This is a genomic window from Acinetobacter sp. ESBL14, from assembly GCF_036668815.1.
GTDB lineage: Bacteria > Pseudomonadota > Gammaproteobacteria > Pseudomonadales > Moraxellaceae > Acinetobacter > Acinetobacter gyllenbergii.
The window spans coordinates 162,025-185,404 of the sequence record NZ_JAZEVS010000005.1; the positions used below are offsets into that span (position 1 = coordinate 162,025).

The 23,380-nt window shown below is 44.2% G+C and carries 21 protein-coding genes and 3 tRNA genes; 7 read left to right on the forward strand and 17 right to left on the reverse strand.

The window, feature by feature from the left end:
- Positions 1 to 23: 23 nt before the first annotated feature.
- The 7 genes from V6E90_RS15905 to V6E90_RS15935 all read left to right on the forward strand — a co-directional run bounded on the left by V6E90_RS15905 (position 24) and on the right by V6E90_RS15935 (position 5,767).
- Positions 24 to 108, forward strand: a tRNA-Leu gene (locus tag V6E90_RS15905).
- Between the two features lie 45 nt (positions 109 to 153).
- Positions 154 to 230: transfer RNA gene (locus V6E90_RS15910), tRNA-Met, on the forward strand.
- Positions 231 to 318: 88 nt separating this feature from the next.
- A tRNA-Met gene (locus V6E90_RS15915) sits at positions 319 to 395 on the forward strand.
- A gap of 199 nt (positions 396 to 594) precedes the next feature.
- Positions 595 to 1,119 (forward strand): ribosome maturation factor RimP, encoded by a 525-nt coding sequence (gene rimP / locus V6E90_RS15920; protein ID WP_251116202.1) that lies wholly within the window; start codon positions 595 to 597, stop codon positions 1,117 to 1,119.
- Between the two features lie 37 nt (positions 1,120 to 1,156).
- On the forward strand, positions 1,157 to 2,641 hold the full coding sequence (gene nusA, locus V6E90_RS15925) for a transcription termination factor NusA (protein ID WP_016542331.1): 1,485 nt from the start codon (positions 1,157 to 1,159) through the stop codon (positions 2,639 to 2,641).
- 10 nt (positions 2,642 to 2,651) lie between these two features.
- Positions 2,652 to 5,366: a translation initiation factor IF-2 gene (gene infB, locus V6E90_RS15930; RefSeq protein ID WP_016542332.1), complete on the forward strand. Its 2,715-nt coding sequence runs from the start codon at positions 2,652 to 2,654 to the stop codon at positions 5,364 to 5,366.
- Entirely contained in the window at positions 5,366 to 5,767 is a 402-nt protein-coding gene (locus tag V6E90_RS15935; RefSeq protein ID WP_004656205.1) for a ribosome-binding factor A, read from the forward strand. Before infB ends, V6E90_RS15935 begins: the two co-directional genes overlap by 1 nt.
- A gap of 54 nt (positions 5,768 to 5,821) precedes the next feature.
- Here the strand turns inward: V6E90_RS15935 and V6E90_RS15940 are convergent, their stop codons facing one another.
- From V6E90_RS15940 to V6E90_RS16020, 17 genes are all read right to left on the reverse strand, one after another.
- Positions 5,822 to 6,196, reverse strand: coding sequence for a Na+/H+ antiporter subunit G (locus V6E90_RS15940; protein ID WP_004656204.1), 375 nt, complete (start codon positions 6,194 to 6,196; stop codon positions 5,822 to 5,824).
- Between the two features lie 11 nt (positions 6,197 to 6,207).
- Positions 6,208 to 6,483 carry a monovalent cation/H+ antiporter subunit F gene (locus V6E90_RS15945; RefSeq protein ID WP_004656203.1) on the reverse strand — a complete coding sequence of 92 codons (276 nt, stop codon included), beginning with the start codon at positions 6,481 to 6,483 and terminating at the stop codon, positions 6,208 to 6,210.
- Positions 6,480 to 7,007 carry a Na+/H+ antiporter subunit E gene (locus tag V6E90_RS15950; RefSeq protein WP_016542333.1) on the reverse strand — a complete coding sequence of 176 codons (528 nt, stop codon included), beginning with the start codon at positions 7,005 to 7,007 and terminating at the stop codon, positions 6,480 to 6,482. The genes V6E90_RS15945 and V6E90_RS15950 overlap by 4 nt, the downstream gene beginning before the upstream one ends.
- Positions 7,007 to 8,818, reverse strand: coding sequence for a monovalent cation/H+ antiporter subunit D (locus tag V6E90_RS15955; protein ID WP_332605870.1), 1,812 nt, complete (start codon positions 8,816 to 8,818; stop codon positions 7,007 to 7,009). Before V6E90_RS15955 ends, V6E90_RS15950 begins: the two co-directional genes overlap by 1 nt.
- Entirely contained in the window at positions 8,818 to 9,186 is a 369-nt protein-coding gene (locus V6E90_RS15960; RefSeq protein ID WP_004656199.1) for a Na+/H+ antiporter subunit C, read from the reverse strand. The genes V6E90_RS15955 and V6E90_RS15960 overlap by 1 nt, the downstream gene beginning before the upstream one ends.
- Complete coding sequence (locus V6E90_RS15965; protein WP_332605871.1) at positions 9,179 to 12,031, reverse strand: monovalent cation/H+ antiporter subunit A; 2,853 nt, start codon at positions 12,029 to 12,031, stop codon at positions 9,179 to 9,181. The genes V6E90_RS15960 and V6E90_RS15965 overlap by 8 nt, the downstream gene beginning before the upstream one ends.
- A gap of 254 nt (positions 12,032 to 12,285) precedes the next feature.
- Positions 12,286 to 13,668 carry an AAA family ATPase gene (locus tag V6E90_RS15970; RefSeq protein ID WP_332605872.1) on the reverse strand — a complete coding sequence of 461 codons (1,383 nt, stop codon included), beginning with the start codon at positions 13,666 to 13,668 and terminating at the stop codon, positions 12,286 to 12,288.
- Positions 13,669 to 13,692: 24 nt separating this feature from the next.
- Complete coding sequence (locus tag V6E90_RS15975) at positions 13,693 to 15,195, reverse strand: UvrD-helicase domain-containing protein (protein WP_016542337.1); 1,503 nt, start codon at positions 15,193 to 15,195, stop codon at positions 13,693 to 13,695.
- Positions 15,196 to 15,204: 9 nt separating this feature from the next.
- The gene (hisIE, locus tag V6E90_RS15980) at positions 15,205 to 15,972 is read right to left on the reverse strand and encodes a bifunctional phosphoribosyl-AMP cyclohydrolase/phosphoribosyl-ATP diphosphatase HisIE (protein WP_016542338.1); all 768 of its coding nucleotides are present in this window, start codon (positions 15,970 to 15,972) and stop codon (positions 15,205 to 15,207) included.
- 81 nt (positions 15,973 to 16,053) lie between these two features.
- Positions 16,054 to 16,476: a hypothetical protein gene (locus V6E90_RS15985; protein WP_065343644.1), complete on the reverse strand. Its 423-nt coding sequence runs from the start codon at positions 16,474 to 16,476 to the stop codon at positions 16,054 to 16,056.
- Positions 16,477 to 16,511: 35 nt separating this feature from the next.
- Positions 16,512 to 16,898, reverse strand: coding sequence for a VOC family protein (locus tag V6E90_RS15990; protein ID WP_332605873.1), 387 nt, complete (start codon positions 16,896 to 16,898; stop codon positions 16,512 to 16,514).
- Positions 16,899 to 16,921: 23 nt separating this feature from the next.
- Entirely contained in the window at positions 16,922 to 18,238 is a 1,317-nt protein-coding gene (locus V6E90_RS15995) for an FAD-dependent oxidoreductase (RefSeq protein ID WP_332605874.1), read from the reverse strand.
- Between the two features lie 119 nt (positions 18,239 to 18,357).
- Positions 18,358 to 18,957 carry a cytochrome b gene (locus V6E90_RS16000; protein ID WP_332605875.1) on the reverse strand — a complete coding sequence of 200 codons (600 nt, stop codon included), beginning with the start codon at positions 18,955 to 18,957 and terminating at the stop codon, positions 18,358 to 18,360.
- 237 nt (positions 18,958 to 19,194) lie between these two features.
- Positions 19,195 to 20,814: an ABC1 kinase family protein gene (locus V6E90_RS16005; RefSeq protein ID WP_016542343.1), complete on the reverse strand. Its 1,620-nt coding sequence runs from the start codon at positions 20,812 to 20,814 to the stop codon at positions 19,195 to 19,197.
- A gap of 12 nt (positions 20,815 to 20,826) precedes the next feature.
- Positions 20,827 to 21,507, reverse strand: a complete 681-nt coding sequence (locus V6E90_RS16010) for a ubiquinone biosynthesis accessory factor UbiJ (protein ID WP_065343647.1) — start codon at positions 21,505 to 21,507, stop codon at positions 20,827 to 20,829.
- 10 nt (positions 21,508 to 21,517) lie between these two features.
- The gene (ubiE, locus tag V6E90_RS16015) at positions 21,518 to 22,459 is read right to left on the reverse strand and encodes a bifunctional demethylmenaquinone methyltransferase/2-methoxy-6-polyprenyl-1,4-benzoquinol methylase UbiE (protein WP_262757005.1); all 942 of its coding nucleotides are present in this window, start codon (positions 22,457 to 22,459) and stop codon (positions 21,518 to 21,520) included.
- A gap of 205 nt (positions 22,460 to 22,664) precedes the next feature.
- Entirely contained in the window at positions 22,665 to 23,372 is a 708-nt protein-coding gene (locus tag V6E90_RS16020) for an FFLEELY motif protein (RefSeq protein WP_016542346.1), read from the reverse strand.
- Positions 23,373 to 23,380: the final 8 nt, after the last annotated feature.

Genomic DNA, 23,380 nt, shown 5'->3' on the forward strand with positions numbered 1-23,380 from the left:
GACTAGAATGCGTCCCACAAACTGCGGTGGTGGTGGAATTGGTAGACACGCTACCTTGAGGTGGTAGTGCTTTCGGGCGTGGGGGTTCAAGTCCCCCCTTCCGCACCAAACTTAATAACCAGTTAAGTTCGGTGTATGCAGTGTTTGTGTTGATGCGGGATGGAGCAGTCTGGTAGCTCGTCGGGCTCATAACCCGAAGGTCGTTGGTTCAAATCCAGCTCCCGCTACCATTTGATTAAGGTGCAACTTAATCAAGCAAATTTGATGAAAGCTTAAATTGACTTTTTTTCATATTTGTATATAATTTTTGCACGTTGATGCGGGATGGAGCAGTCTGGTAGCTCGTCGGGCTCATAACCCGAAGGTCGTTGGTTCAAATCCAGCTCCCGCTACCAAGTTTCTAAAAAGAGGCTCACAATAAGGTGGGCCTTTTTGCACAGTGGGCATTGCTTTTCTGTGTAACATAGGGGCGATTTACGCCCTTTTTTATTGGTTGTTTAGCTATCGTGTAGTTGTTCGACATCAATTGGTCAAATAGTCGTGCTTCACTATACGGTTAAGATTGATTGGCTCGTATAAGAGCGACGAGAGTAAATGAAATTATCAAATAAATCTCAAGCATTGCATGATCTAATCGCCCCAGCAGTAGCTGCGTGTGGTGTAGATCTGTGGGGGATTGAATTCCTGCCACAAGGTAAACGTTCTCTATTACGTATTTATATTGATAAAGCGATAGATGAGAATGCTGAACCTGTCTTAAATGAAGATGGTGAAGTTGAACTCGGGCGTGGTATTGGCGTTCAAGATTGTGTTCTTGTGACACAACAGGTGGGTGCTATGCTTGATGTTCATGATCCAATTTCAGGTGAATATGCTTTGGAAGTGTCTTCGCCGGGTTGGGATCGTCCATTTTTCCAATTGAACCAACTGCCTGCCTACATTGGGCATCAAGTGGCTTTACGATTAATTGCTGCTGTCGAGAACCGTCGTAAATTCCAAGCCAAATTACTGTCTGTAGACTTAGAAAACGAACTGATTCAGGTCGAAGTTGAAGGTCAGCATGTGCTTGAAATTGATAGTAATAATATTGATAAAGCAAATTTAATCTATCAAGACTAATATTAACTTAATTTTATAAGAAATCGGTAGGTGACTTATGGGCCGCGAAATTCTTACCGTTGCAGAAACGGTTAGTAATGAAAAAGGTGTTAGTCGTGAAGCGATCTTCCAAGCGTTAGAGCAAGCACTGGTTGCGGCAACGAAGAAAAAGTTTTACGAAGGCACACGTTCAGAAGAAGCTCAACTTCGTGTTGAGATTGATCGTAAAACAGGTGATTACCGTACCTTCCGTCAGTGGACTGTGGTGGCGGATGAAGATCATGAAATGCCAGCATGCCAAGACGCAATTTCTGATGTAGATCCATCACAATGGTCAATTGGTGATGTGCGTGAGTTGGAAGTCGAGTCGATTGAATTCGGTCGTATCGCTGCACAAATCGCAAAACAAGTCATCGTACAAAAGATTCGTGAAGCTGAGCGCGCATTAGTGGCTGATGCTTATGAATCTAAAGTGGGTGAGTTGATTTACGGTGAAGTGAAAAAGCAAACTAAAGATGGCTTTATCATTGATCTCGGCGACAACGCTGAAGCGTATTTAGCGCGTGAAGAAACCATTCATAAAGAAATTTTACGCCCTAAACAGCGTATCAATGCAATCTTGTATAACGTCAACCGTGAAGGTCGTGGTGCACAATTATTATTGTCGCGTGCGCGTCCTGAGATGTTAATTGCATTGATGAAAAAAGAAATTCCAGAAATTTCTGAAGAAATCATCGAAATTAAAGCAGCTGCTCGTCAACCAGGTGTTCGTGCTAAAATTGCAGTGAAAACCAATGACCATCGTATTGACCCTGTGGGTGCATGTATTGGTATGCGTGGTACACGTATCCAAGCAGTACAACAAGAGTTAAACGGTGAGCGTATTGATGTCGTGGTGTGGTCTGATGATCCAGCACAATATATTGCAAGCGCATTAGAGCCAGCTGATGTATCAGGTATTGTTTTAGATGAGGATGCACGCAGTGCCGATATCATCTTCGCAACCAATGATCAGTTAGCACGTGCGATTGGTTCGCAAGGACAAAATGTTCGTTTAGCATCGGAATTGACGGGTTATAAACTCGACATGATGTTAGAAGAAGAGTATCGTGCTCGTCAGCAAAATGAAGCGCAACAGTATTTAGACATGTTTATTACACGTCTTGATATTGAAGAAGACTTGGCAATGGCTTTAGTCGAAATGGGCTTCACTTCGTTAGAAGAGATTGCATATGTACCAGCTGAAACATTTGACGAAATCGAGCTTGAGGCAGATTTAGTTGAATTGCTTCAAAGTCGTGCGAAAGAAGCTGCTTTAACAGATGCATTGAAACAGCAAGAAAATATTCAAGAGCCAAGTGCAGAACTTCTCGGTATGGAAGGTATGACGACTGAGATTGCGTATGCATTGGCGGCGCGTGGTGTGGTTACTGTTGATGATTTGGCAGACCAAGCAACTGATGATATTTCTGATATCGACGGTTTAGGTCATGACAAAGCGGGTCAGTTAATCATGAAAGCACGTGAATCATGGTTTAACTAGGAGATAATAGATGACGGACAAGTCGATTCAAGAGTTAGCGCTCAGCGTAGAACGTCCTGTAGAGAAACTCCTAGAGCAGGTTCGCGAAGCAGGTCTACCACAGCGTAAAGCAGATGACATTATTACCACTGAACAGCAAGATACTTTGGTCAATCACTTGAAAAAAGTACATGGTCAGGAAAGTGGTAACACAGGAAAGATTGCGTTGAAACGTAAAACAACGAGTACTGCTAAAGTAACAAGTACTTCAGGTAAAGCGAAAAGCATTAATGTTGAAGTTCGCAAGAAACAAGTTTTTGCTAAGCCAAATCCAGAGTTACTTGCTGCAGAAGCAAAAGCGCGTGTAGAAGCTGATGCAAAAGTCCGTGCTGAACAAAAAGTACGTGATGAAGCAGATCAAAAAGCTCGTCACAGCGCTGAACAAAAAGCCAATGCAACTTTAGAAGCGATGCGTGCTGCGCATACTTCTGATAGTTCAGGTCAAGCACCTGCAAAAGCAGCAGTTGTGGTGAAAAAGCGTAATAGCGATAAGGTGATTAAAGCCCCAGTTATTCGTCCAACAGAAACACCAGAACAAAAACGCGCACGTGAAGAGCAAACTGCTCAGTTGAAAGCGACTGAAGAAGCAGTACGTCGTAAGGCGGCTGAAGAAGCACAGCAACGTACACTTGAACAAATGCGTAAAATGGCATCAAAATATTCAAGTGATGATGCGACGACAACCATTCGTGTGATTGATGATTCACCTTTAGCCGCAGGTCTTGTTGGCCAAGCGTATGAAGATTCCTTTAATAAGGAAGACCGTGAAATCAAACGTGGTGGTGCAACAGCAAACCCACGCGCTGGTAAGAAAGGCGGTCGTGGTGGTGATGCACAAGCAGAACAAAGCTTTAGCAAAAGCCACCATAAGCGCGGCTTAAAAACCAGCCAAGCAAATAAACATGGTTTTGAAAAACCAGTTAAAAAGCAAATTTATGATGTTGAGATCGGTGAGAAAATCATCGTTGCTGATCTAGCACAAAAAATGGCAGTTAAAGTTCGTGAAGTAATCAAGACCCTTATGAAAATGGGTGAGCTTGTAACTCAGAACCAAGCCATTGATCAAGATACTGCAGTCCTTGTGGTTGAAGAACTCGGTCATAACCCTGTTTTAGTTTCAGATACGCAAGCAGAAGATAACTTATTGGTTGCTGCTGAAGAAGCACGTGGTGAGCAAACCACTCGTCCACCAGTGGTAACGATCATGGGTCACGTTGACCATGGTAAAACGTCATTACTGGATCGTATCCGTCGCTCTAAAGTGGCTGCGGGTGAAGCGGGTGGTATTACCCAGCATATCGGTGCTTATCACGTTGAAACTGAGAAAGGAATTATTACTTTCCTAGATACACCGGGACACGCAGCGTTTACCTCTATGCGTGCACGTGGTGCAAAAGCGACTGATATCGTGGTCCTTGTTGTTGCGGCTGATGATGGTGTAATGCCACAAACTGCAGAAGCAATTGACCATGCACGTGCTGCGGGTACGCCAATCATTGTTGCCATCAACAAGATGGACAAAGAGTCGGCTGATGTAGACCGTGTCTTAAATGAATTGACCACGAAAGGGATCGTACCTGAAGAGTGGGGCGGTGATGTGCCAATTGCCAAAGTATCAGCACACTCTGGTGCAGGTATTGACGGTTTACTAGATTTGATCTTGATCCAAGCTGAATTGATGGAGCTTAAAGCTTCAGCAGAAGGTGCGGCGCAAGGTGTGGTCATTGAAGCACGTGTCGACAAAGGTCGTGGTGCGGTGACTTCGATTCTGGTACAAAACGGTACCTTGAACATTGGTGACTTGGTTCTTGCGGGTTCATCTTATGGTCGTGTTCGTGCGATGTCAGATGAAAATGGTCAACGTATTACTTCTGCTGGTCCATCAATTCCAGTTGAAATCTTAGGTTTACCAGAAGCGCCAATGGCGGGTGACGAAGTTCTTGTTGTGAATGATGAGAAGAAAGCGCGTGAAGTTGCTGATGCTCGTGCAGATCGCGAACGTCAAAAGCGTCTTGAGCGTGCAAGCTCGATGCGTCTTGAAAACATCATGGCATCAATGGGCAAGAAAGATGTTCCTACAGTAAACGTGGTACTCAAAACTGACGTACGCGGTACTTTAGAAGCCTTACATGTTGCACTTGATGAGCTTGCAACTGATGAAGTTAAAGTCCGTGTAATTGGTTCTGGTGTCGGTGCGATCACTGAGTCAGATGTGACTTTAGCTGAATCATCAGAAGCAGTATTGTTAGGCTTCAACGTACGTGCAGACAATACTGCACGTCAAAAAGCAGACCAAGATAGTATCGATATTCGTTACTACAGCATCATTTATCAATTGATTGATGATGTTAAAGCGGCAATGAGCGGTAAGCTTGCACCTGAACACCGTGAAACCATCTTGGGTGTTGCGGAAGTGCGTGAAGTGTTCCACTCAAGCAAGTTTGGTGCAGCAGCAGGCTGTATGGTGCTTGAGGGTGTATTACACCGTAACAAACCAATTCGCGTATTACGTGATGACGTGGTTGTGTTCCAAGGCGAGCTTGAATCTCTTCGTCGCTATAAAGAAGTGGTTGAAGAAGTTCGTGCTGGTATGGAATGTGGTCTTGCAGTCAAAGGCTATAAAGACATCAAAGCACAAGATAAGATCGAAGTGTATGATGTTCAATTGATTAAACGGAGTCTTTAATGGCGGGTAGCCAACGCTTAAAGCGCATGGCGGATTCAGTACAACGTGAGTTGTCTGAACTTATCCGTCAGGAGCTTAAAGATCCACGTCTGGGTGGTCTGGTGACCATCTCAGCCGTGAAAGTCAGTGCAGATATGGGTTATGCCGAAGTTTATGTCACGGTAATGGGACGTGAACTCGGTGATGATCAAAGTGAAGTTGCGAATAAAGAAACTTTAGATGTATTGAACAAAGCATCTGGTTTCTTACGCCATGAATTGAGTCGTCGCATTAAAACTCGCGTGACGCCTCGTTTACGTTTTCACTATGACAAAACCAATGCCTACGGTAATTATATGTTTGGTCTGATTGCGGAAGCTGTGAAGGATTTACCTGAACAAGAGCAAGACGAACAAAAGTAAATACACATAAAAAAGCCACCTTCGGGTGGCTTTTTTATGCTTTGAATAAAAGAGTTAATCTTTCTTCAATGGATTGCGACGATAACGTTGCCAAGGCAATGGACGATTGAGTGCTTCTGGTACATCACCACTGGTTGAGCGTAAGCGTAAATGAATGGCTGCTTGTGCCATCAAATTCGCCGATACAGGCGCAGTGATAAAGGCAAACAAGGTAATCAGTAATTCAGCAAAACCAAAACGACCATGCATCGCAGCAAAAATCATAGCTGCAATCAGGAAGCTACCGAGGCCCAAGGTACTTGATTTGGTGGGTGCATGCAGGCGCATAAATAAGTCAGGGAGACGGATCATGCCAATCGAACCGATCAGCATAAAGAATGCACCAAACACCACAAAAAATGAAACCACAATCTCAAGAATCAGTTGCATGGTATAGCTCCTTAATCAATTACATGACCTGTAGTGAAGTAACGAGCAAGCGCGGCAGTAGAAACAAAGCCGAGCATTGCAACCAAGAGTGCACCTTCGAATAGATTGGTGCTGACCCAATAAATACCTAAGACCACGATCAGACAGGTGGCATTTAAGAATAAAGTATCGAGTGCCAAGAGTCGATCAATCACTGAAGGGCCTGCAATCAAGCGAATCAAGCACAGAAACATAGAGATGGTAATGGCAATTAAACCAATACCCAATGCATAAGGCAAAATGGTCATTTATTTGCTCCTTCTGTAATCTTGACATCAAAGATTTCAATTAAAGGCCTTTCATAGCGGTTTTTAATGTCTTGAATATCCAGTTCGGTATTGTCTGAGCTGAGTGCATGTACCAGAATATCTCCACGTTCCTGATCGATTCCAGCTGAAACCGTACCTGGTGTGGTGGTGATAATCATCGCGAGTAAAGTATTCACTTGCTCGTGCTCAGTTTCCAGCGGAACCCGATACCATTTAGGGTGTAATTGATCCATTGGACCAAGTACCATTTTGGCAACACGGAAGTTGGAAATGACAATATCCCAAAGTACCACAAACACCAGTTTAATCGCAGGAAGCCAATGAATATGCGGCGTTCTTGCAATAAATGGACTCACCAAACGAGCAATTGCGACAGCTAAAATCAGTGCCATTAAAATGTCAGTCAGATCCAGACTATGTGCCAGCATTAGCCAGCTCAAGAAAATCAGCACCGACACAAATGGATGTGGGAACCAACGCTCAAGCAAAGATAATTTTTGCATCAGTGATCCTCCATTGGCTTTAACTGTGTGTTATTTGGAATGGTCGGCGCTTCGAGGACTTGCTCCGCAATTTGACGCTGCTTATATTCAGAAATATGTTCGCCTTGTAGTGTTGGCTTGGAAATAATATCTGGAATTAGCAAGGCATTCGGATCTTCAACTTCACCGCCATATTTGGTTTCAGGTAAATAGCTTGGATCATAAGGCTGTACGCTGATCGGGCGACCTTGTGCATCATGTTTCAAAATAGTCTGGTTATAAAGCGCGTGATTCTGAATTTGCTGTGCTGTTGCAAGCGTGTAGTTCTGAATCGGCGCCGCGCAAACCACATAAAGCATTAATACGCCAAGTAAAATATAGATCGCAGTATCATTACGCTTTGGCGCAAGCTCAGGCAGAGCTTGATACTCAGCATAAGCCGCTTCTTTCTGATCTTCTTCCGGTGGGGTTGCACGCCAGAACAAAATAAAGCCAACGCGTGTCATGGCAATGATGCTGAGCAAGCTCACAATCAGAATCACTGCGATGATCCAGCCTTGATAAGGTGTCTCAGCAGTGGCTTGCAAGATGAAGACTTTACCCAAAAATCCGCTGAATGGGGGTAAACCTGCCATCATCAAGGCGATGGTAAAGTAAGTAAAAGCAGCCGCCTTTTCCTGTTTGATTCGTGGTGCAACTTTTAAATGATCTTTAAACGCGCCACGTTGCGAGGTCATCCAGCCACAGAACAAATAGAAAGCTGCTGCGATCAAGGTACTGTGAACTAAATAATATAGTGCTGCGGCCCATGCCTGTGTATTGAACATAGCAATCGAAATTAGCAAAGTACCAATCGATGACAACACCATAAAGCCAACAAAACGGCGTAGGCGTTCAGCACCAATTGCACCAATCACGCCATAGAAAGAGGTGATTAGACCAATGATCAATAAGCAGTTCTTGAAAATGCTTTGTGCCATGGCATCATCAAACACAGTGCCATTCACACGTAAAATGGCATAAATACCCACTTTGGTCATAATGGTGAAAATTGCAGCGACAGGTGTGCTTGCAACCGCATAGGTCTTCGGCAACCAGAAGCCAACAGGCAACATTGCGGCTTTAATACCAAACACCACAAACAGCAGGAGTCCACCGGCAACGGCAAGCTTGTGCTGATCGCCATCTAAGCTTGATACTAGACGGCCAACATCAGCCATATTCAAGCTACCGACACTGCCGTAAATCATGCCTAAACCAATCAGGAACAGGGCAGAGGCCAGCAAGTTAATGGTGACGTAATGCACGCCAAGCTGGAAACGTGGACGACCTTGACCGTGTAATAACAGCACATAGGAAGCCATCAACAGGATTTCGAAGAAGACGAATAAGTTGAATAAGTCGCCTGTCAGGAATGCACCGGTGATTCCCATGAGTAGGAAATGCACCATGGTATGGAAATAACGCCCACGCGTATCCCAGTTCTCACTGGCATACCAAATCACAGGCACTGCAAGAATATAGGTCAGTACCAGCATAAAAGCGGAGAGGCGATCAAGGACTAACACAATCCCAAATGGTGCCGACCATTCACTGAGCTGATAAACCGTAATTTGGCCTGTGCTGGCAATACTTAGATAACTGATTGCCGTGATTAAGCCCAAAACTGCCGAAGCAATACTAATCCCGCGACGCCAAGGTTGACGCCAATCTTGCTTTAAAGAACCTGAACCTGGATTGCCCAATAACACCAGAATAAAACTGGTGAATGCTGGAATTAAGATGCTGATAATTGGAGCGTGAGCGTGCCAGAAACTGTAAAAATCAAACATTATGGCTCATCCTCACGTGGGTCATAAGTCAAAGTGGGTTCTTCTTTCGAGTCGACATGGTCTGTACCAGATTCATAACGACTACGTAAGGCAAGTTGCACGATAAAGGCAGTGGTGGCAAAGCCAATCACAATCGCCGTTAATACCAGTGCTTGAGGGAGTGGGTCGGTCACTTTGGTGGCCTGAGTCAACACCGCAGGTGCATTGATTTGCAGGCGGCCCATGGCAAACAGGAACAAGTTCACGGCATAGCCAATCATGGCTAAACCAAGGACCACTGGAAATGTTCTGGCACGCAGAATCAAATAAATGCCTGTTGCCGTGAGTAAGCCAATCCCTGACGCGAGTAAAAATTCAATACTAATCATTTTGATTATCTCCACCTGGGATTGGACCAGCCATACTAGAGTGACGCGAGTCTCCGAGTACGGAGATCAACAACATGGCAGCACCCACAACGGTAATGTAGACCCCTGTATCAAATGCGACTGCAGAGGCAAGATGCATTTTTCCAAGCAATGGTGCTTCTACATAGATATGTGCACTGGTGAGGAAGGGACGAGCCCAGAGCCATGCGAGAATACCGGTGAGACCAGCAATGGTTAAACCTGCGCCAATCCATAATTCATAGAGACGACCTGATTTGGCTTTGATCATTTGTTCGGTTTGGTCTTGACCTAATACGATGTACTGAATAATCAGTGCCATTGAGGTGATCAAACCTGCGATAAAGCCACCGCCTGGAAGATTATGTCCACGCATGAAGATGTAGACACTAACCACCAAGGCCAGAGGCAAGATCCATGACGCCGTGATACGGAACATCAGTGGGGAAGGGTTGAAGCGGTAAGTTAAGCCTTGGGTCATGGTGGTCCCATGTGCACGCATACCATCCATCAGACACAGCGCACCAATCGCGGCAATGCCGAGTACGGTAATTTCACCGAAGGTATCGAAACCACGGAAGTCAACCAAGATCACATTGACGACGTTTGAACCACCGCCCAGTGGAATCGCCTGTTGCATAAAGAACCATGAAATTGAATTGTGATCACGGGTTAACAGCAACCAAGCAATCCAACCTATGCCTAAACCACCTGCGATGGCCAGGCTGGCATCTCGCCAGCGACGTGAACGGCTTGATTCGTAAGGCGTGAGTTGTGGAAGTAAAGACAAACTCATCAAGAGTAAAACAGTGGTGACGACATCAACTGTAATCTGAGTCAATGCCAAGTCAGGTGCTGAGAGCGTAACAAACACCATGGTAACGACGAGACCGACTGCACCGCTGATCAGGACGGCTTTGATACGTTCATGGTGGAACCACAGCATCATCCAGCACCCAGAGAACAAGGTTAGCCAGAGTACAATCGCCACCCACGGTGCATGCGTGAGTTCACGTGTGCCTGTGGTTAAGCCTTGGTTGAACAGGGGTAAGCCCACCATCACAATGCTGAATAACACAATCCAGAGGATATAGCTTTGCAAAGAACCATTTTCGGTCTTCTGTTTAATCTTGCGACTGGTGAGTAATAAATGTTTCAAGAACAGATCAAACAGGATCTTGCCTTGGAATTTTCCAAGATAAGGATCGAGGTCGATTTTACGAATACGTCCCTCTTTTGCTAGGGTAAAGTAGAAGATCGATCCACCAATTAAAGCAATTAGACTCATGATCAAAGGGGCATTGATACCATGCCAAATCGCGAGATGAACGCCTTCAAATTCAGGCTGTGCCAAACTTGCACGAGTAACACTGTTGACCATTGTTCCTGCCAGTAGAGCAGGGAGGATACCCACTAAAATACATAAGGTAGCTAAAATAATGGCAGGTAGGCGCATGCCGAAATGCGGTTCGTGCGCATCTTTATTGGGTACATGTTTACCAACTGGGCCGTCAAAGAACACCCCATGAACGAGGCGAATTGAATAACTGACTGCGAAAATACCAGCTAGTGTTGCGACGATGGCTGAAATCACCATCACGGTACCCGATAAGTTGGCCAATAGCTCGGTAAAGAACATTTCTTTTGAGATAAAGCCATTGGTCAGTGGTACACCCGCCATTGAGGCAGCGGTGATCATGGTGAGAGTGCCTGTAAATGGAAGCAGTTGCCAGATGCCACTGAGCTTGCGTAAATCACGTGTGCCAGTTTCATGGTCAATAATCCCTGCAATCATGAACAATGCCGCTTTAAAGGTGGCATGGTTGATGATGTGGAAAATTGCGGCAGCCACCGCCAATGGCGAGCCAATACCGAGTAAACATACGATTAAGCCCAAATGACTAATGGTTGAATAAGCCAAAAGCCCTTTCAGGTCTTCTTTGAAAATTGCAAAACCTGCGGCCATACACAGAGTGAATAGACCGACAAAAGTCACGATATTGTGATACAGCGCAGCGCCAATAAAAATAGGAGCTAAACGCGCCAACAAGAAAATCCCTGCTTTGACCATCGTTGCCGAATGTAGGTAGGCGGACACAGGGGTCGGCGCTGCCATCGCATTCGGTAACCAAAAATGGAAGGGGAACTGGGCACTTTTGGTAAATGCACCTAACAAGATCAGCAATAATGCTGGAACAAATAGCGCATGTTGCTGAATGGTATCCTTCATCAACACTAATTCATCAATCTGATAGGTACCGGTGATCTGTCCAATCAGTACAAAGCCACCGAGCATGGCTAAACCACCCATGCCTGTGATGGTGAGAGCCATACGGGCGCCACGTTGCGCTGCCTCGTATTGACTCCAGTAACCCACCAATAGGAAAGAGGAAATACTGGTCAGTTCCCAGAACACCAATAAGATAATCAGGTTGTTTGAGAGTGAAATCCCCAGCATGGCTGCCATAAACAGCATTAACAGCTGGTAGAGTTTACTGAGAGAATTTTTAGGACTGAGATAGTAATAGGCATAAATATAAATCAGCGTGCCGATACCGCTAATCAGCAGACCAAACAATAAACCTAATGCATCTAGGCGAAAACTCAGATTAATTCCAAGCTGTGGAAGCCAGTCCCAGCTTTGTTGCAGGGTATTACCCTGAAGAACCGTTTCTGCCTGAGTTAAAAGTAAAATAAAACAACTAAGGCTGATGCCAATCGCCCCAAGTGCCGTCACGCCACGCGAAATACGCTGTAATTGTGAGACAAGGGTGGTGCCGAGTATGAGCGGTAATAAGATAATAATCGGTAGCACACTGGTATCCATGTCGATGATTTAGGTCGAAGACCTAAGGGGTGAATTTTCTTTCAAGACTTACAGGCACTCAAAGAGAATACCAAAAACTTTAAATCTTGAAGCCCAATCAAGTTAACGGAGGCAGCAAGTTGTATTGCACAACTTGAAAATAAAAAATGCGATTTATTTTACTATAAAATAGCAGCAAAAATCTGATGTTATTACATGAAACAAACAACATCATTTGATTGAAAACATTTCAATTTCTGTTTTTTGATACGGCTTTATAGCGGTGTTTCTTGTGGTGTATCATCTATTTTAAGTAGGTTGAGTAAATTGCTCTTTTCTTGCTCGTTTAAGTCTTGAATTTGCTGGAACAAATCATCGACTTTGCTGGTCAATGAATCGGCTTGTAGTAAGGTTTGGGTTTGAACAGTGGGCGCTGTTTCGGTCTGGCTAAGTCCGTGATATAAGTTTGAAAGTTGTTGTTGTGATGCTTCTAGATTAAGTTGATACACCCCTGTTGGGTCGAGTTTTAAACATTGGTAATGTAAGGCATGCTCAAGCAAGGCATCTCGATTGCCTGTGACGATAATTTGTAGACATGGGAAAGCCTGATGTAAGCGTTCCAGAATTTCTGCACAGTTATTTTGATCGAGTTGATGGTCAATGTGATCAATCATCAAAATCCCTTCACCTTCTAAGCAAGGATTAAAACAGTGTTGATTCAGTAAGCAAAGCCGACGGCTAACATCCCCAACCAGTGCTATCCAAGTTTTGAGTGAGGCGGACAGCTGTTGAAAAGGAATCAACTGATCGTGATAGCGCACCATCAATTGTAGTTTTGGCACATATTGAATATAAAGATCACTTAATTCAGGAAAAACCGTGTGCAAGCTGTTTTTCAAGGCATAAAGATTGGGTGCAGAGAGTTGCTTTGGATGATTAATCAGTTCTTGTTGTAATTCTTGCAATATTTCAGATTGATTTTGCTGATTAAAATCGTTGCCCATTAGGCGTCTAACGATATGTGCTGAATGTGCATTTTCGACATCGCTAATCTCGCGCAGCCACTCAAAAAAACGCGTAAAGGTGGTATAGGGGATGGCGGTCAAATCGTAGGCCGAGATTTCTTGCAGGGTTCCAGGGGTATTTTTGCTTTGTAAATTGACGTCTTGCACGAAGCGTTCAGCAGGATAGTAGGCGATCAAAGGCAAGCCGAATAATGGGTCTTGTAGCCCTGTCTTTTGATATAGGGTCACCATTTGATCGAGTTGTTGGGTCTCCACTTGGCTAATCCCAACCCCTTGACTATTAAATGTTTTATAAAGCTTCCATGCGCAACTTTGGGTATCGGTCTGCTGAGCGGAGCTACTTTCGGTGAGAGTCCCTGCAAGTTCATTGCTCATGCGGACCTGAATTTGAATTTTGGCTTGCAGGCGATTCAGCATAATATCTTGGTCGGCAATCACCACACCTGCGGTACGAATATCTTTGTAACGTGCAGAAAACCAGGTCAGGCTCTGGTAGATATTTTTTAAAATGCTGCTTTTGCCTGTGGCTTGGTCGCCAAGGATCAAGGTGATAGGGCGTTGTTCAGGATCAAATTTGAGATTTAAATCCCGAAACATGCCAATGTGTTTAAATTGAACCGATTCAAGTTGCATGAGCTGACCTCAATCAAGAGCGCTTTAACCTGCGGACTGACGAAGACTTGAGGGAGCGCATCGTTTTAATTGTTGTATTAAGTCGTATAAATGGTGAATATTTAAACTTACTTTAGCACGCGTGCAGGCCACGTAAAGTAATCTTAGCTCTTCATCTGTAATTTTATGTTCTAGCCCATTTATTTTAAATTGGTAATCATCTTCGATATGCACCCGATTCCATTCCAGACCTTTGGCTTTATGCGCGGTTGAAATCACATAATCTGCGTGTTCAATCGGGGTGATTTTCGCCAGTGCTTTTTTCAAAGGATCGGTACCATGATCATCAACTAGTTTGACCAAGGGTTTGATGTCACTACCATCATTGGTTTCACAATATTCATGGACATCATGCCAAGAGTTAAACCAAGCCAGTTCTGGCACATCGGTAATGCGTTTGCCTTGTTTGAGTAAACTGGCGGCATCGACAAAGCGGCTGAGTTTTTGGTGATCGGCTTGCAGACTGACCTTATCGCCATGCACTAAACCAGAGAGCAGTAACTCCATCGCACGTGCATTGGTTCGACATAGGATTGCATCGCGCATTTTGGTATGCGGTTTGTTGACCACGCTGGATTTTTGGTTTGGATTACCCAGCAGAGGCACCGTTTCATTCAATGCACCGAGTAAACTGTTGGCAACATCGGCAATTGCTTCACCAAAACGGAAAGAGGTGGTTAAGCGACTTTCAGGCAGTGGCATTTGCTGCATGGCATTGATGGCACCACGCCATGCATAAATTTGCTGATGTGCGTCACCGACATAAATCACTTGAGTGCTTTTTTGACGCAATAAAATACCCAGCATCAATGGATCGGCATCTTGCGCCTCATCAAATAGTACATAGTCGGCAGGGATATTCGGTTCAGATAAGGCCCAAAGTTTAAGGTAAATATCATGGCCGATACCCGCTTGATGATTCGGATCAATCGACTCTAGCCAACGTCGTTCTACCGCAGGGTAGAGATGTTGTTGTAAGGATTCAATATCGTCTAGATGCAACCAACTGGGTGCCTGAATATGACGAGGGGCTGGGTATTGTGAACTGGTTGAACAGAAATAGCTGACCGCATTGGCAACTAGACTGGCCAAGCGACTAGGCATCAACACATATTTTTCATAACGCCCGCCCATGAGACGACGGAGTGTAATCGGTTCTAGTCGATATTCTTTGGCAATAAAGCTGGGGCTAAGACGCGGTAAACGTAATTTATCGGTTACGCCACGTGGCGCACTGCGAAAAGCGAGTGAGTGAAAGGTACGACAGTTCACATTGCCATGAAACTTGTTCTGAGCTTCAGCAGCAATCGCTTTGTTAAATGCCAAGTACATACCCCGCCGTTCTGGCATGGCATCACTGATCATTTGCAAGGTTGTGGTTTTACCTGTGCCAGCATAGGCAATCACTTTAAAGGATTGACCGAGACGAGCATTGTCTATGGCAATGGCTTGCTCATAGGTGGCTTTGGGTTTTTCTATATTTGACACAGGCTCTGATTACGCTTCTTGACTACGGTTGGCTTTTTCAACTAAACCCGATAAACCTTGGCGACGAGCGAGCTCATCGAGCACCACTTGCGGGTCAAGATCGAAATAACCCAACATTACAATGCTGTGGAACCATAGATCAGCCACTTCATAAATCAGGTCGTGTTTATTTTCCAGTGAAGCAAGCACGGCATAATCTTTCGCAGCGATGATAGTTTCGACACTTTCTTCGCCGACTTTTTCTAAAATTTTATTGATGCCTTTTTTATACAGGCTGGCAATATAAGAGCTATCTGCTTCCGCAGTCTTACGCTGTTGCATTAAACGGCCTAAATAGCCCAGCACATCCACTTGCTCCGTTTGGCCATGATCGTGTGCTTCAACTTTGGCAGATGCACCATAAATAGCGGTTGGATCTTTCAGTTGGGCATCAACAATTTCCCAACCTTGTGGAGTGAGTTTGCGGTAGAAGCAAGATTCGCGCCCCGTATGGCAGGCAATGCCACCATGTTGTTCAATCTGCAAAATAATCACGTCGGCATCGCAATCGAGACGAATTTCGTGCACAGTTTGAAAATGCCCTGACTCTTCGCCTTTATGCCAGAGTTTTTGACGCGAGCGTGAGTAATACACGGCCTGATTTTTTTCAGCCGTCAGTTGTAAAGCCTCACGATTCATCCACGCAACCATTAACACTCGACCAGTTTGATGATGTTGTGCAATGGCAGGAACAAGACCATTGGAATCAAATTTAACTTCATCTAACCAGTTTGACATGAGTGAAAATCCATTGAGTGGAAAGCCGTTAGTGTAGCGTTTGTGACATGGGTTGGCTATGCTTGTTGGGTAAAAAATGATTTAGGGGTTGGGTTGAATATACGTTCCGATCAAATTGGTATTTTCTATTTTTAAAAAGGGCAATGCCCAAGCAACGATGAGTAGTGTCCCACTAGAATAACTTGACCAATACCACGCATCAATCAGGAAATAGATAGCAGTGATAGAGACCCAAATATTTAAACTGCGAGCTAAATATTTTTGATGAATCAATAACAGCAATAAGAAAGGGAGGCTATCCCATAAGATCATCCATGGAAATTGAGGACTAATAATCAATCTTCCTATTGTTGATTTGGGATTGACTTGCCAATCAATAAAATGATGGTGAAAATTTAGAAAACAAAACAGGTTAACTAGGCTAGGGAGTAAGAACCAGCATCCTTTTCGAATCGCCTTGCCTTTATTCTGTCGATATAAAGCCCTTAGAAAACTAAATTTCATGTTTTAACCTTATTTTTATTGATGAATTTATGTTTTTAAGTATCGAGATAGTTCGAAATTTCAATCAAGTTTTGATCAGGGTCCCGTAAATAGACCGATAAAATTTTACCCATTGCGCCTGTTCTTTCGATTGGACCTTCAACGATGTCAATGTTCTGCGTTTGAAGATGGGCAATAACCTGATCTAATGGGGTTTCGGCAATAAAACATAAATCTGCTGAACCCGCTGTTGGCTGTAGAGCTTTGGGTTCAAACTCTTTACCGACTTGATGCAGGTTAATTTTTTGAGTGCCAAATTGCAGCGCTTTACGGTTTTCAGCAAAAGTAATCACTTCAAGATTTAGGGCCGATTGATAAAACTGACAGGTGATTTCAATATCGGCGACAGTTAACACCAAATGATCTAAATGACGAATTTTCATATTTAATGTAGCTCTTTTTAATATTATTCATATTCAGGTAAAGATTTCGTTTTGCTATCAAATGTATGATCTTTTTCAGCATATTGCGCCACCTGTTGATAATCAAGTTGCTGAAACAGACCTGTTTTTAGACCTGAAATAGTGATTGCCATTTCTTTACGGAAATAGGGGATTTGATACATCCATGGAAAGGTCAGGTCACGTATACCACCCGCCCACCAATGATTGGATTGATACAGTGGCGTGAGTAAACGACTGAGGAACTGATAGAACTGGGTCGAAGAACGACGCTGTTGATGATAATGTTGCCATAACATGGTCCAGTCAATCTGCTGGTTTTTTTGTGCGATTTGCACTGACTGTGAAAAGGCCCAAGCATCCAACAAGGCCATATTGGCCCCTTGTCCCAACTGTGGACTCATGGCATGAGCAGCATCACCGATCACCCCGATTCGTCCTTGTCCAAACTGAGACATCACCACATCCCGATATTGCGCAGATAACCATTGTGGTTGATGTTGTTGATTCGACAACAATTGTTTGAGCCATTCTGCCACATCAGGCCAGCGATCTGACACTTGCTTTAACCATTGCTGTGTTGCTGATTCATCTTTTAAGAATGATTGTAGTTGTGAGCTTGGTAAGCTCCAGAACACACTCGACAGCCGTTGCTGAGGTGCTGTCGGTATAGCACCTGTAGGCAACACGCCCATCATGATTTTGGAACGATCATAAAACTGATGCAAAATTTCAGGATCGAGTGTTGGACATTCAGGCACAATACTCCATGCCGCACCCCATGGATAAGCCTGATCGACTTTCACCCATGCTTGAGGGCGGAGTTGACTGCGCGCGCCATTGGCAATCAAAACGGCATCGAAACTTGCATCAAACTTGTGTTGTTGATCAGTACCAAAGAGCCGAACTTCATTTTGCTGTTCTTGAATGCGTTCAATACTATGACCCATCCGCCATGTCACTTGATTGGAATATTCAGCCAGTTTGTGGGTCAGCACATGACATAAAGTCGCTCGATGAATACCGAGGCCATAGAGATTGCTGCCTGCTTGATGATAGTGACTATTCACCAGTAGGCGTTTATTGGGAAGTTGACCTTCTAATCCTGTGACTTTGGCCCCCAACTTTAAAGCATGTTCAAGTACACCGAGATGTTCAAATACGGCTAAGCCGGCAGGCTGTAACAACAGACCTGCACCGACAGGGGAGAGTTGATCTGCTTGTTCAAAAATAGTGACACGCTTGCCTGCACGTGCAAGCAGGATTGCAGTTGCTAATCCTGCTGTGCCAGCGCCAACAATGGCGAAATGAGGTGTTTTCATTCTTTGTTCTTTTAAGGCGTTTATAAGATCAGTCAGCTTTGATCTTAACTGATCTCAGGGATTTTTTTAAATGAAATTTATCCTGCGATAAGGCCCATGATAATCCAACACAGATTGGATTATTTCAATTCATCTTTACCCGTGGTCATCTTGATCAGGGTACGATCTTTTTTAACATAGTGATGATAAAGTGCCGCACCTGCATGCCCTAAAATCAGGATCCAGATCAGCCATTTTCCAAGAATCTGCTTATGAATGAAATCAATCGGTTTCTCGAACTGTTCAAAACTTAGCCCCATACCTTGTGCTACCCAGCTCTGGAACAGGGCAGTATGTTCAAATTTTGGAATTTCAAACAAGAACAAAAACTCAGTATTGACGCCTGTGCCTAAGTAGCCTGTGAGCGGGGCAATGATCATGATGGCATACAGGGCAAAATGCCCTGCATGTGCCGCAAAGTTTACTAAGGGGCTGGCAGGTTCTAATCGCGGCTGTGGATTGCTCAAACGCCAGATAATGCGCAGGCTAATCATCACGGCAAGGCTAATCCCGACGGAAAGATGAAGTTGTAAAGCTGTCCAGTTCTCAGGTGTGCCTTTTTCGGTAAACCATTGGCGATAATAAACGCTGCAATAGGCGAGTAGAAAAAGTAAGGCGGTTGTCCAATGTAGCCATTTTGCAATCGAGCCATAGTTATGGATGCTATTTTTTAAACTCACGCTTCTCTTCCTTTAAAATCTGTGTTGATGCACCTTAATATCGAGCCGATGATCGTCTATCTATGCAAGGATGAAAAGTCTTTGTGGAAAGATGGCCTGATGTAGAGGTAAGTCTTGCCTAAAATGTATGTATTGGTTGAGATTCCAGAATGTGTATGAGTATTTAAAGTTAAAATTTTCAGTTGCATAAAAGCAAAGGCCGTATCGATGGATACGGCCTTTGCTGTGTGTAGGGGCTTATTTGGCGATACGCCACAATGCAATCAAACTACTCAGCACAATCAGAATGACTGAGATAAACCATGGGCTAATAATCGCAATGGTCAACAAAATCAGCATCGTGCTACCAAACATCCAGCTACGACGCTGTTGTTGTTGCATTTGCAAACGCATTTGTTGAATTTCACGTAACTGTTTGTCGTGCCAAGCCGATTGATTTTTTAAACCATTGAGACTGTCAATTAACAGGCTTGGAATATCTTGAGCACCGAGTAATAGGTCAGGAATTTGTTGTCCTAGTTCTTTGACGTTTTTGACTGGGTTCATATTGGCTTTGACCCATTCGGTTAGAATCGGTTTCGCCAGTTTCCAAATGTCTAATTGCGGATAAAGATCGGTACCGAGGCCTTCCACATGCACCAGTGTTTTGAGTAACAACATGAGTTGCGGTGGAATTTCCAAATGGAAACGACGGGCAATATCCATCACTTGAATCAAAATGCCTGCGAAATCAAGTTGATCCATTGGTTTGGAAACCATCGGGCCAACAGTACGGCGCATTTCACGGGATAGAGCATCTTGATCTGTGCCCGGTGGAATCCAGCCGGCTTGATGCACAATCTGAATCAGTTGCATAAAGTTGCTGTTCATTACCGCAAGCAGCATACGTGCAACTGTCATTTGGTCATGCTTAGACAATTCACCCATGATGGCGCAGTCCAAGGCAATAAAGCGTGGATTGCTTGGATTAATGGTCTCGACAAAGACATTGCCTGGATGCATATCGGCATGGAAGAAGTTGTCACGGAAAACTTGGGTGAAGAAGATGGTTAAACCCTTTTCAGCCAGATCCGCACGATCCATACCTAAACGATCAAAAGTGGCCGTATCAGAAATAGGGACCCCAGTAATACGCTCAGCCACCATCACATCTTTACTGTCCATATAGACTTCAGGCACATACATCATGCTTGAACCCGTAAAGTAATGGCGCATACGGCGGGTATTATCCGCTTCTAGGCTGAGATCAAGCTCATTTAAAATGATTTGACGATAGTCTTGAATAATTTCAGTCAGATGCAGCGCACGCGCTGCTTCTAAACGATTCTCTAGCCAATCCCCTAGCCACGCCAAGATTTCAAAATCTTGCAAAATTTGACTGCGAATATCGGGACGAGTGACTTTTACCACCACTTCACGGCCATCATGTAAAGCGGCGGTATGTACTTGGGCAATTGAAGCCGCGGCAAGTGGTTGCTCATCAAAACGAGAAAATAGGGTTGCTACATCTGCTTTTAATGATTCCTGAATGCGCTGTTTTGCAAGTTGGGTGTCATAGGGTTTGACGCGATCTTGCAGTAACACCAGTTGTGTTAAGACTTCTGGTGGAATCAAGTCACGACGTGTAGACAGTAATTGTCCCAGCTTAATCGCTAAGGGTCCCATATCCTCTAAAGCTTCTTTCAGCTTTAGCGGATTTTTCTTCTCACGACTTGACCAAGCCGCAGGATGCATTTTAATGATATTCAATGCATGGCGTGCTTTTACTGGTAGTTCTTCCGCAGGGAACAAGGTGTCAAGGCGATAGTGTGCTGCAATACGCCAGAGTTCGAGTAACCGTGTAACATGCGGAATCATATAAAGTCTTACCTAGTCTTGTGTGGATTGTGCTGATGGGGCGAGTTGAGCCTGTAACTGTTGAAGCTTGGCTTCCAAACGGTCTACTTCTTGGTTGAGTTGACGCGTCTCTCGATTGAGGTCATCCATTTGCCAACGCGGGGCAAATAAACCGCTATCTTCTTTTAAGGCATCTTCAACAAAAAATAAATGGCTTTGTAGTGAACGTTTCAGTTGCGTTGGCGCAAGCTGAATTTTGCCAAGCTCATGTGCCAGCTGTGGACCAATCCAAGGCGATAAATGCGCTGCTAGATCAGGCTCAGCTTGTTGCATAATTCTTTGAATATCTTGCAATAAATGATAGTCGCCTTGCAGTGGGATATTACCGATCTGATCCATATCACTGAGCAATAATTTAACCAGCTCAACGCCATTTTCAACATGGAGTGTTGCGGTTGCATCCGTGATTTTAGTTTGGGAATCAAATGGGCGCTGTTCAAAGAGAGAAGGGCTTTGACTTTGTCCAGTCACGGTTGGTTCGAGACGAACTCTATTTTCATCAAAAAACACATCAACTGAGAGTTGTGGGCTGTCGATCACAACACGTAATAATTGACCCTGTAATTGATTGAGCTGAATGCGAGTAATCGCATCCAAATCAATCACATGATGAATGATACGTTCGACTGCACCGAGTGCTAAAATCGACCACATATCTTAAGCCTTAAAGTTTGAATCCACGGTGAACGGCCACAATACCACCGGTTAAGTTGTGGTAATCACAGCTTTGGAAGCCCGCATTTTCCATCATGCCTTTGAGGGTACGTTGGTCTGGATGCATACGAATCGATTCAGCAAGATATTTATAGCTTTCCGAATCATTGGCAACCAATTTACCCATGATCGGCAATGCCGTGAATGAATAAAGGTCATATAGTTTTGAGAATGGCTCAAATACTGGCTTAGAAAACTCAAGAATCAACAAGCGGCCGCCTGGCTTAAGCACACGATACATCGCTTGGAGTGCCGCATCTTTATCGGTCACGTTACGCAGACCAAAACTGATGGTGACTAAGTCAAAACTATTATCGGCAAATGGTTCTAAGGTTTCAGCATTGGCCAACACGAAATCGACATTGGTGCAGCCTGCATCAATCAGACGATCACGACCGACATTCAACATGGATTCGTTGATGTCTGAAAGAACCACATGTCCTTGAGGACCGACTTCACGGCTAAATACTTTAGCAAGGTCACCTGTACCACCTGCAATATCAAGTACATGTTGACCACGACGAACGCCTGACATATTGATCGCAAAACGTTTCCAGAGACGGTGAATACCAAATGACATTAAGTCATTCATAATGTCGTATTTGCTGGCAACCGAGTGGAACACTTCTGCAACTTTCTGTGCTTTATCATCACTGCTGACGGTTTGATAGCCGAAGTGAGTGGTTTCACCGACGTTACCTGTATTGGCACCACGAGGCAGGTTGTATTTTGGAATCGCGCCTGTTGGAGCAGAAGCGTGGCCTTGTTGTAATGATTGTTGTTGACCTTGAGGCGCGCCTTGCGGAAGCGGTGAGCTAAGGAAAGGGCTGACTTTGTCTGAACTTGGGTTTTGCTCAACGTCTGGGGTAGGCTGTTGGTTTTCGTTAGACATAGTTTTCTCCTAAACTTTCGCTCTAGCGGCACGAATCAGCAAGCATGATGACAGATTTTGTATTTTTTAACAGGCTTTCGCCTGCAATTGTTATGAATAATATACAGAAAGTCACTTTCTCAAAAGTGTTTTTAATCGATGTGCTGAATTGCAAAAATATATAGCCCTGAGTGGCTTGAAAGTCACTCAGGAATTTACAGTTGTCTTAGTTGCGGAAAGGATCGGGATGGCCAGCATGGACCTTTTCAATAATTTCCCGCTCTTTTTCGGTAAAGGTTTGAATAAAGGTAGCCGCAGATTTCATTGGCTTCATTGCCGCAAAGCCTTCTTGAATAAATTGATACATTTGTTCGAATTGATATTTATGTGCAATCCCTTTACACATTTTAAAAGCAGCAAACATCATGGTAGAACGCATATATTTGTCGAGTGTTAGGCCTAGCTCATCTAGCAGTTGTAACTGTTCATAACGTGCATCGCCTTGATCAAGCTTGATCAGGGTTTGACGCATAATCTCATCGGTTAGCGGTGTTTCGAGCGGATAGTCTTCTAGCAGTTGAATCGCGACCTGTTCATCCAATTGAGTGGCCAAGACTGCTAGGCTGACGGATTTTGTTCCTGTCTTAATCGCATTTTCTGGAAGCAGACTTTCCGCTTTGTGCGCATATTTCAGCAGACGTTCAATTTGTTGTGCCATCGCATCAAAATCTGGGCCACCATATAAGCGGTTTAAGAAATATGCGGCCATCAGCTGATTGTTAGGTTGCGCAAAAAACTCAGCATGGGTTTGTGCAATACGTTGTTTCATCCATGCTTGTACTTCATGCAAGCGCTGTGCAATCGCTGGATTCTGATGGTAACTCAAAGTTTGATATTGTAATAAAAGCTGATCAAAGGCCGCGAGTTTTGACATGTTCGAAC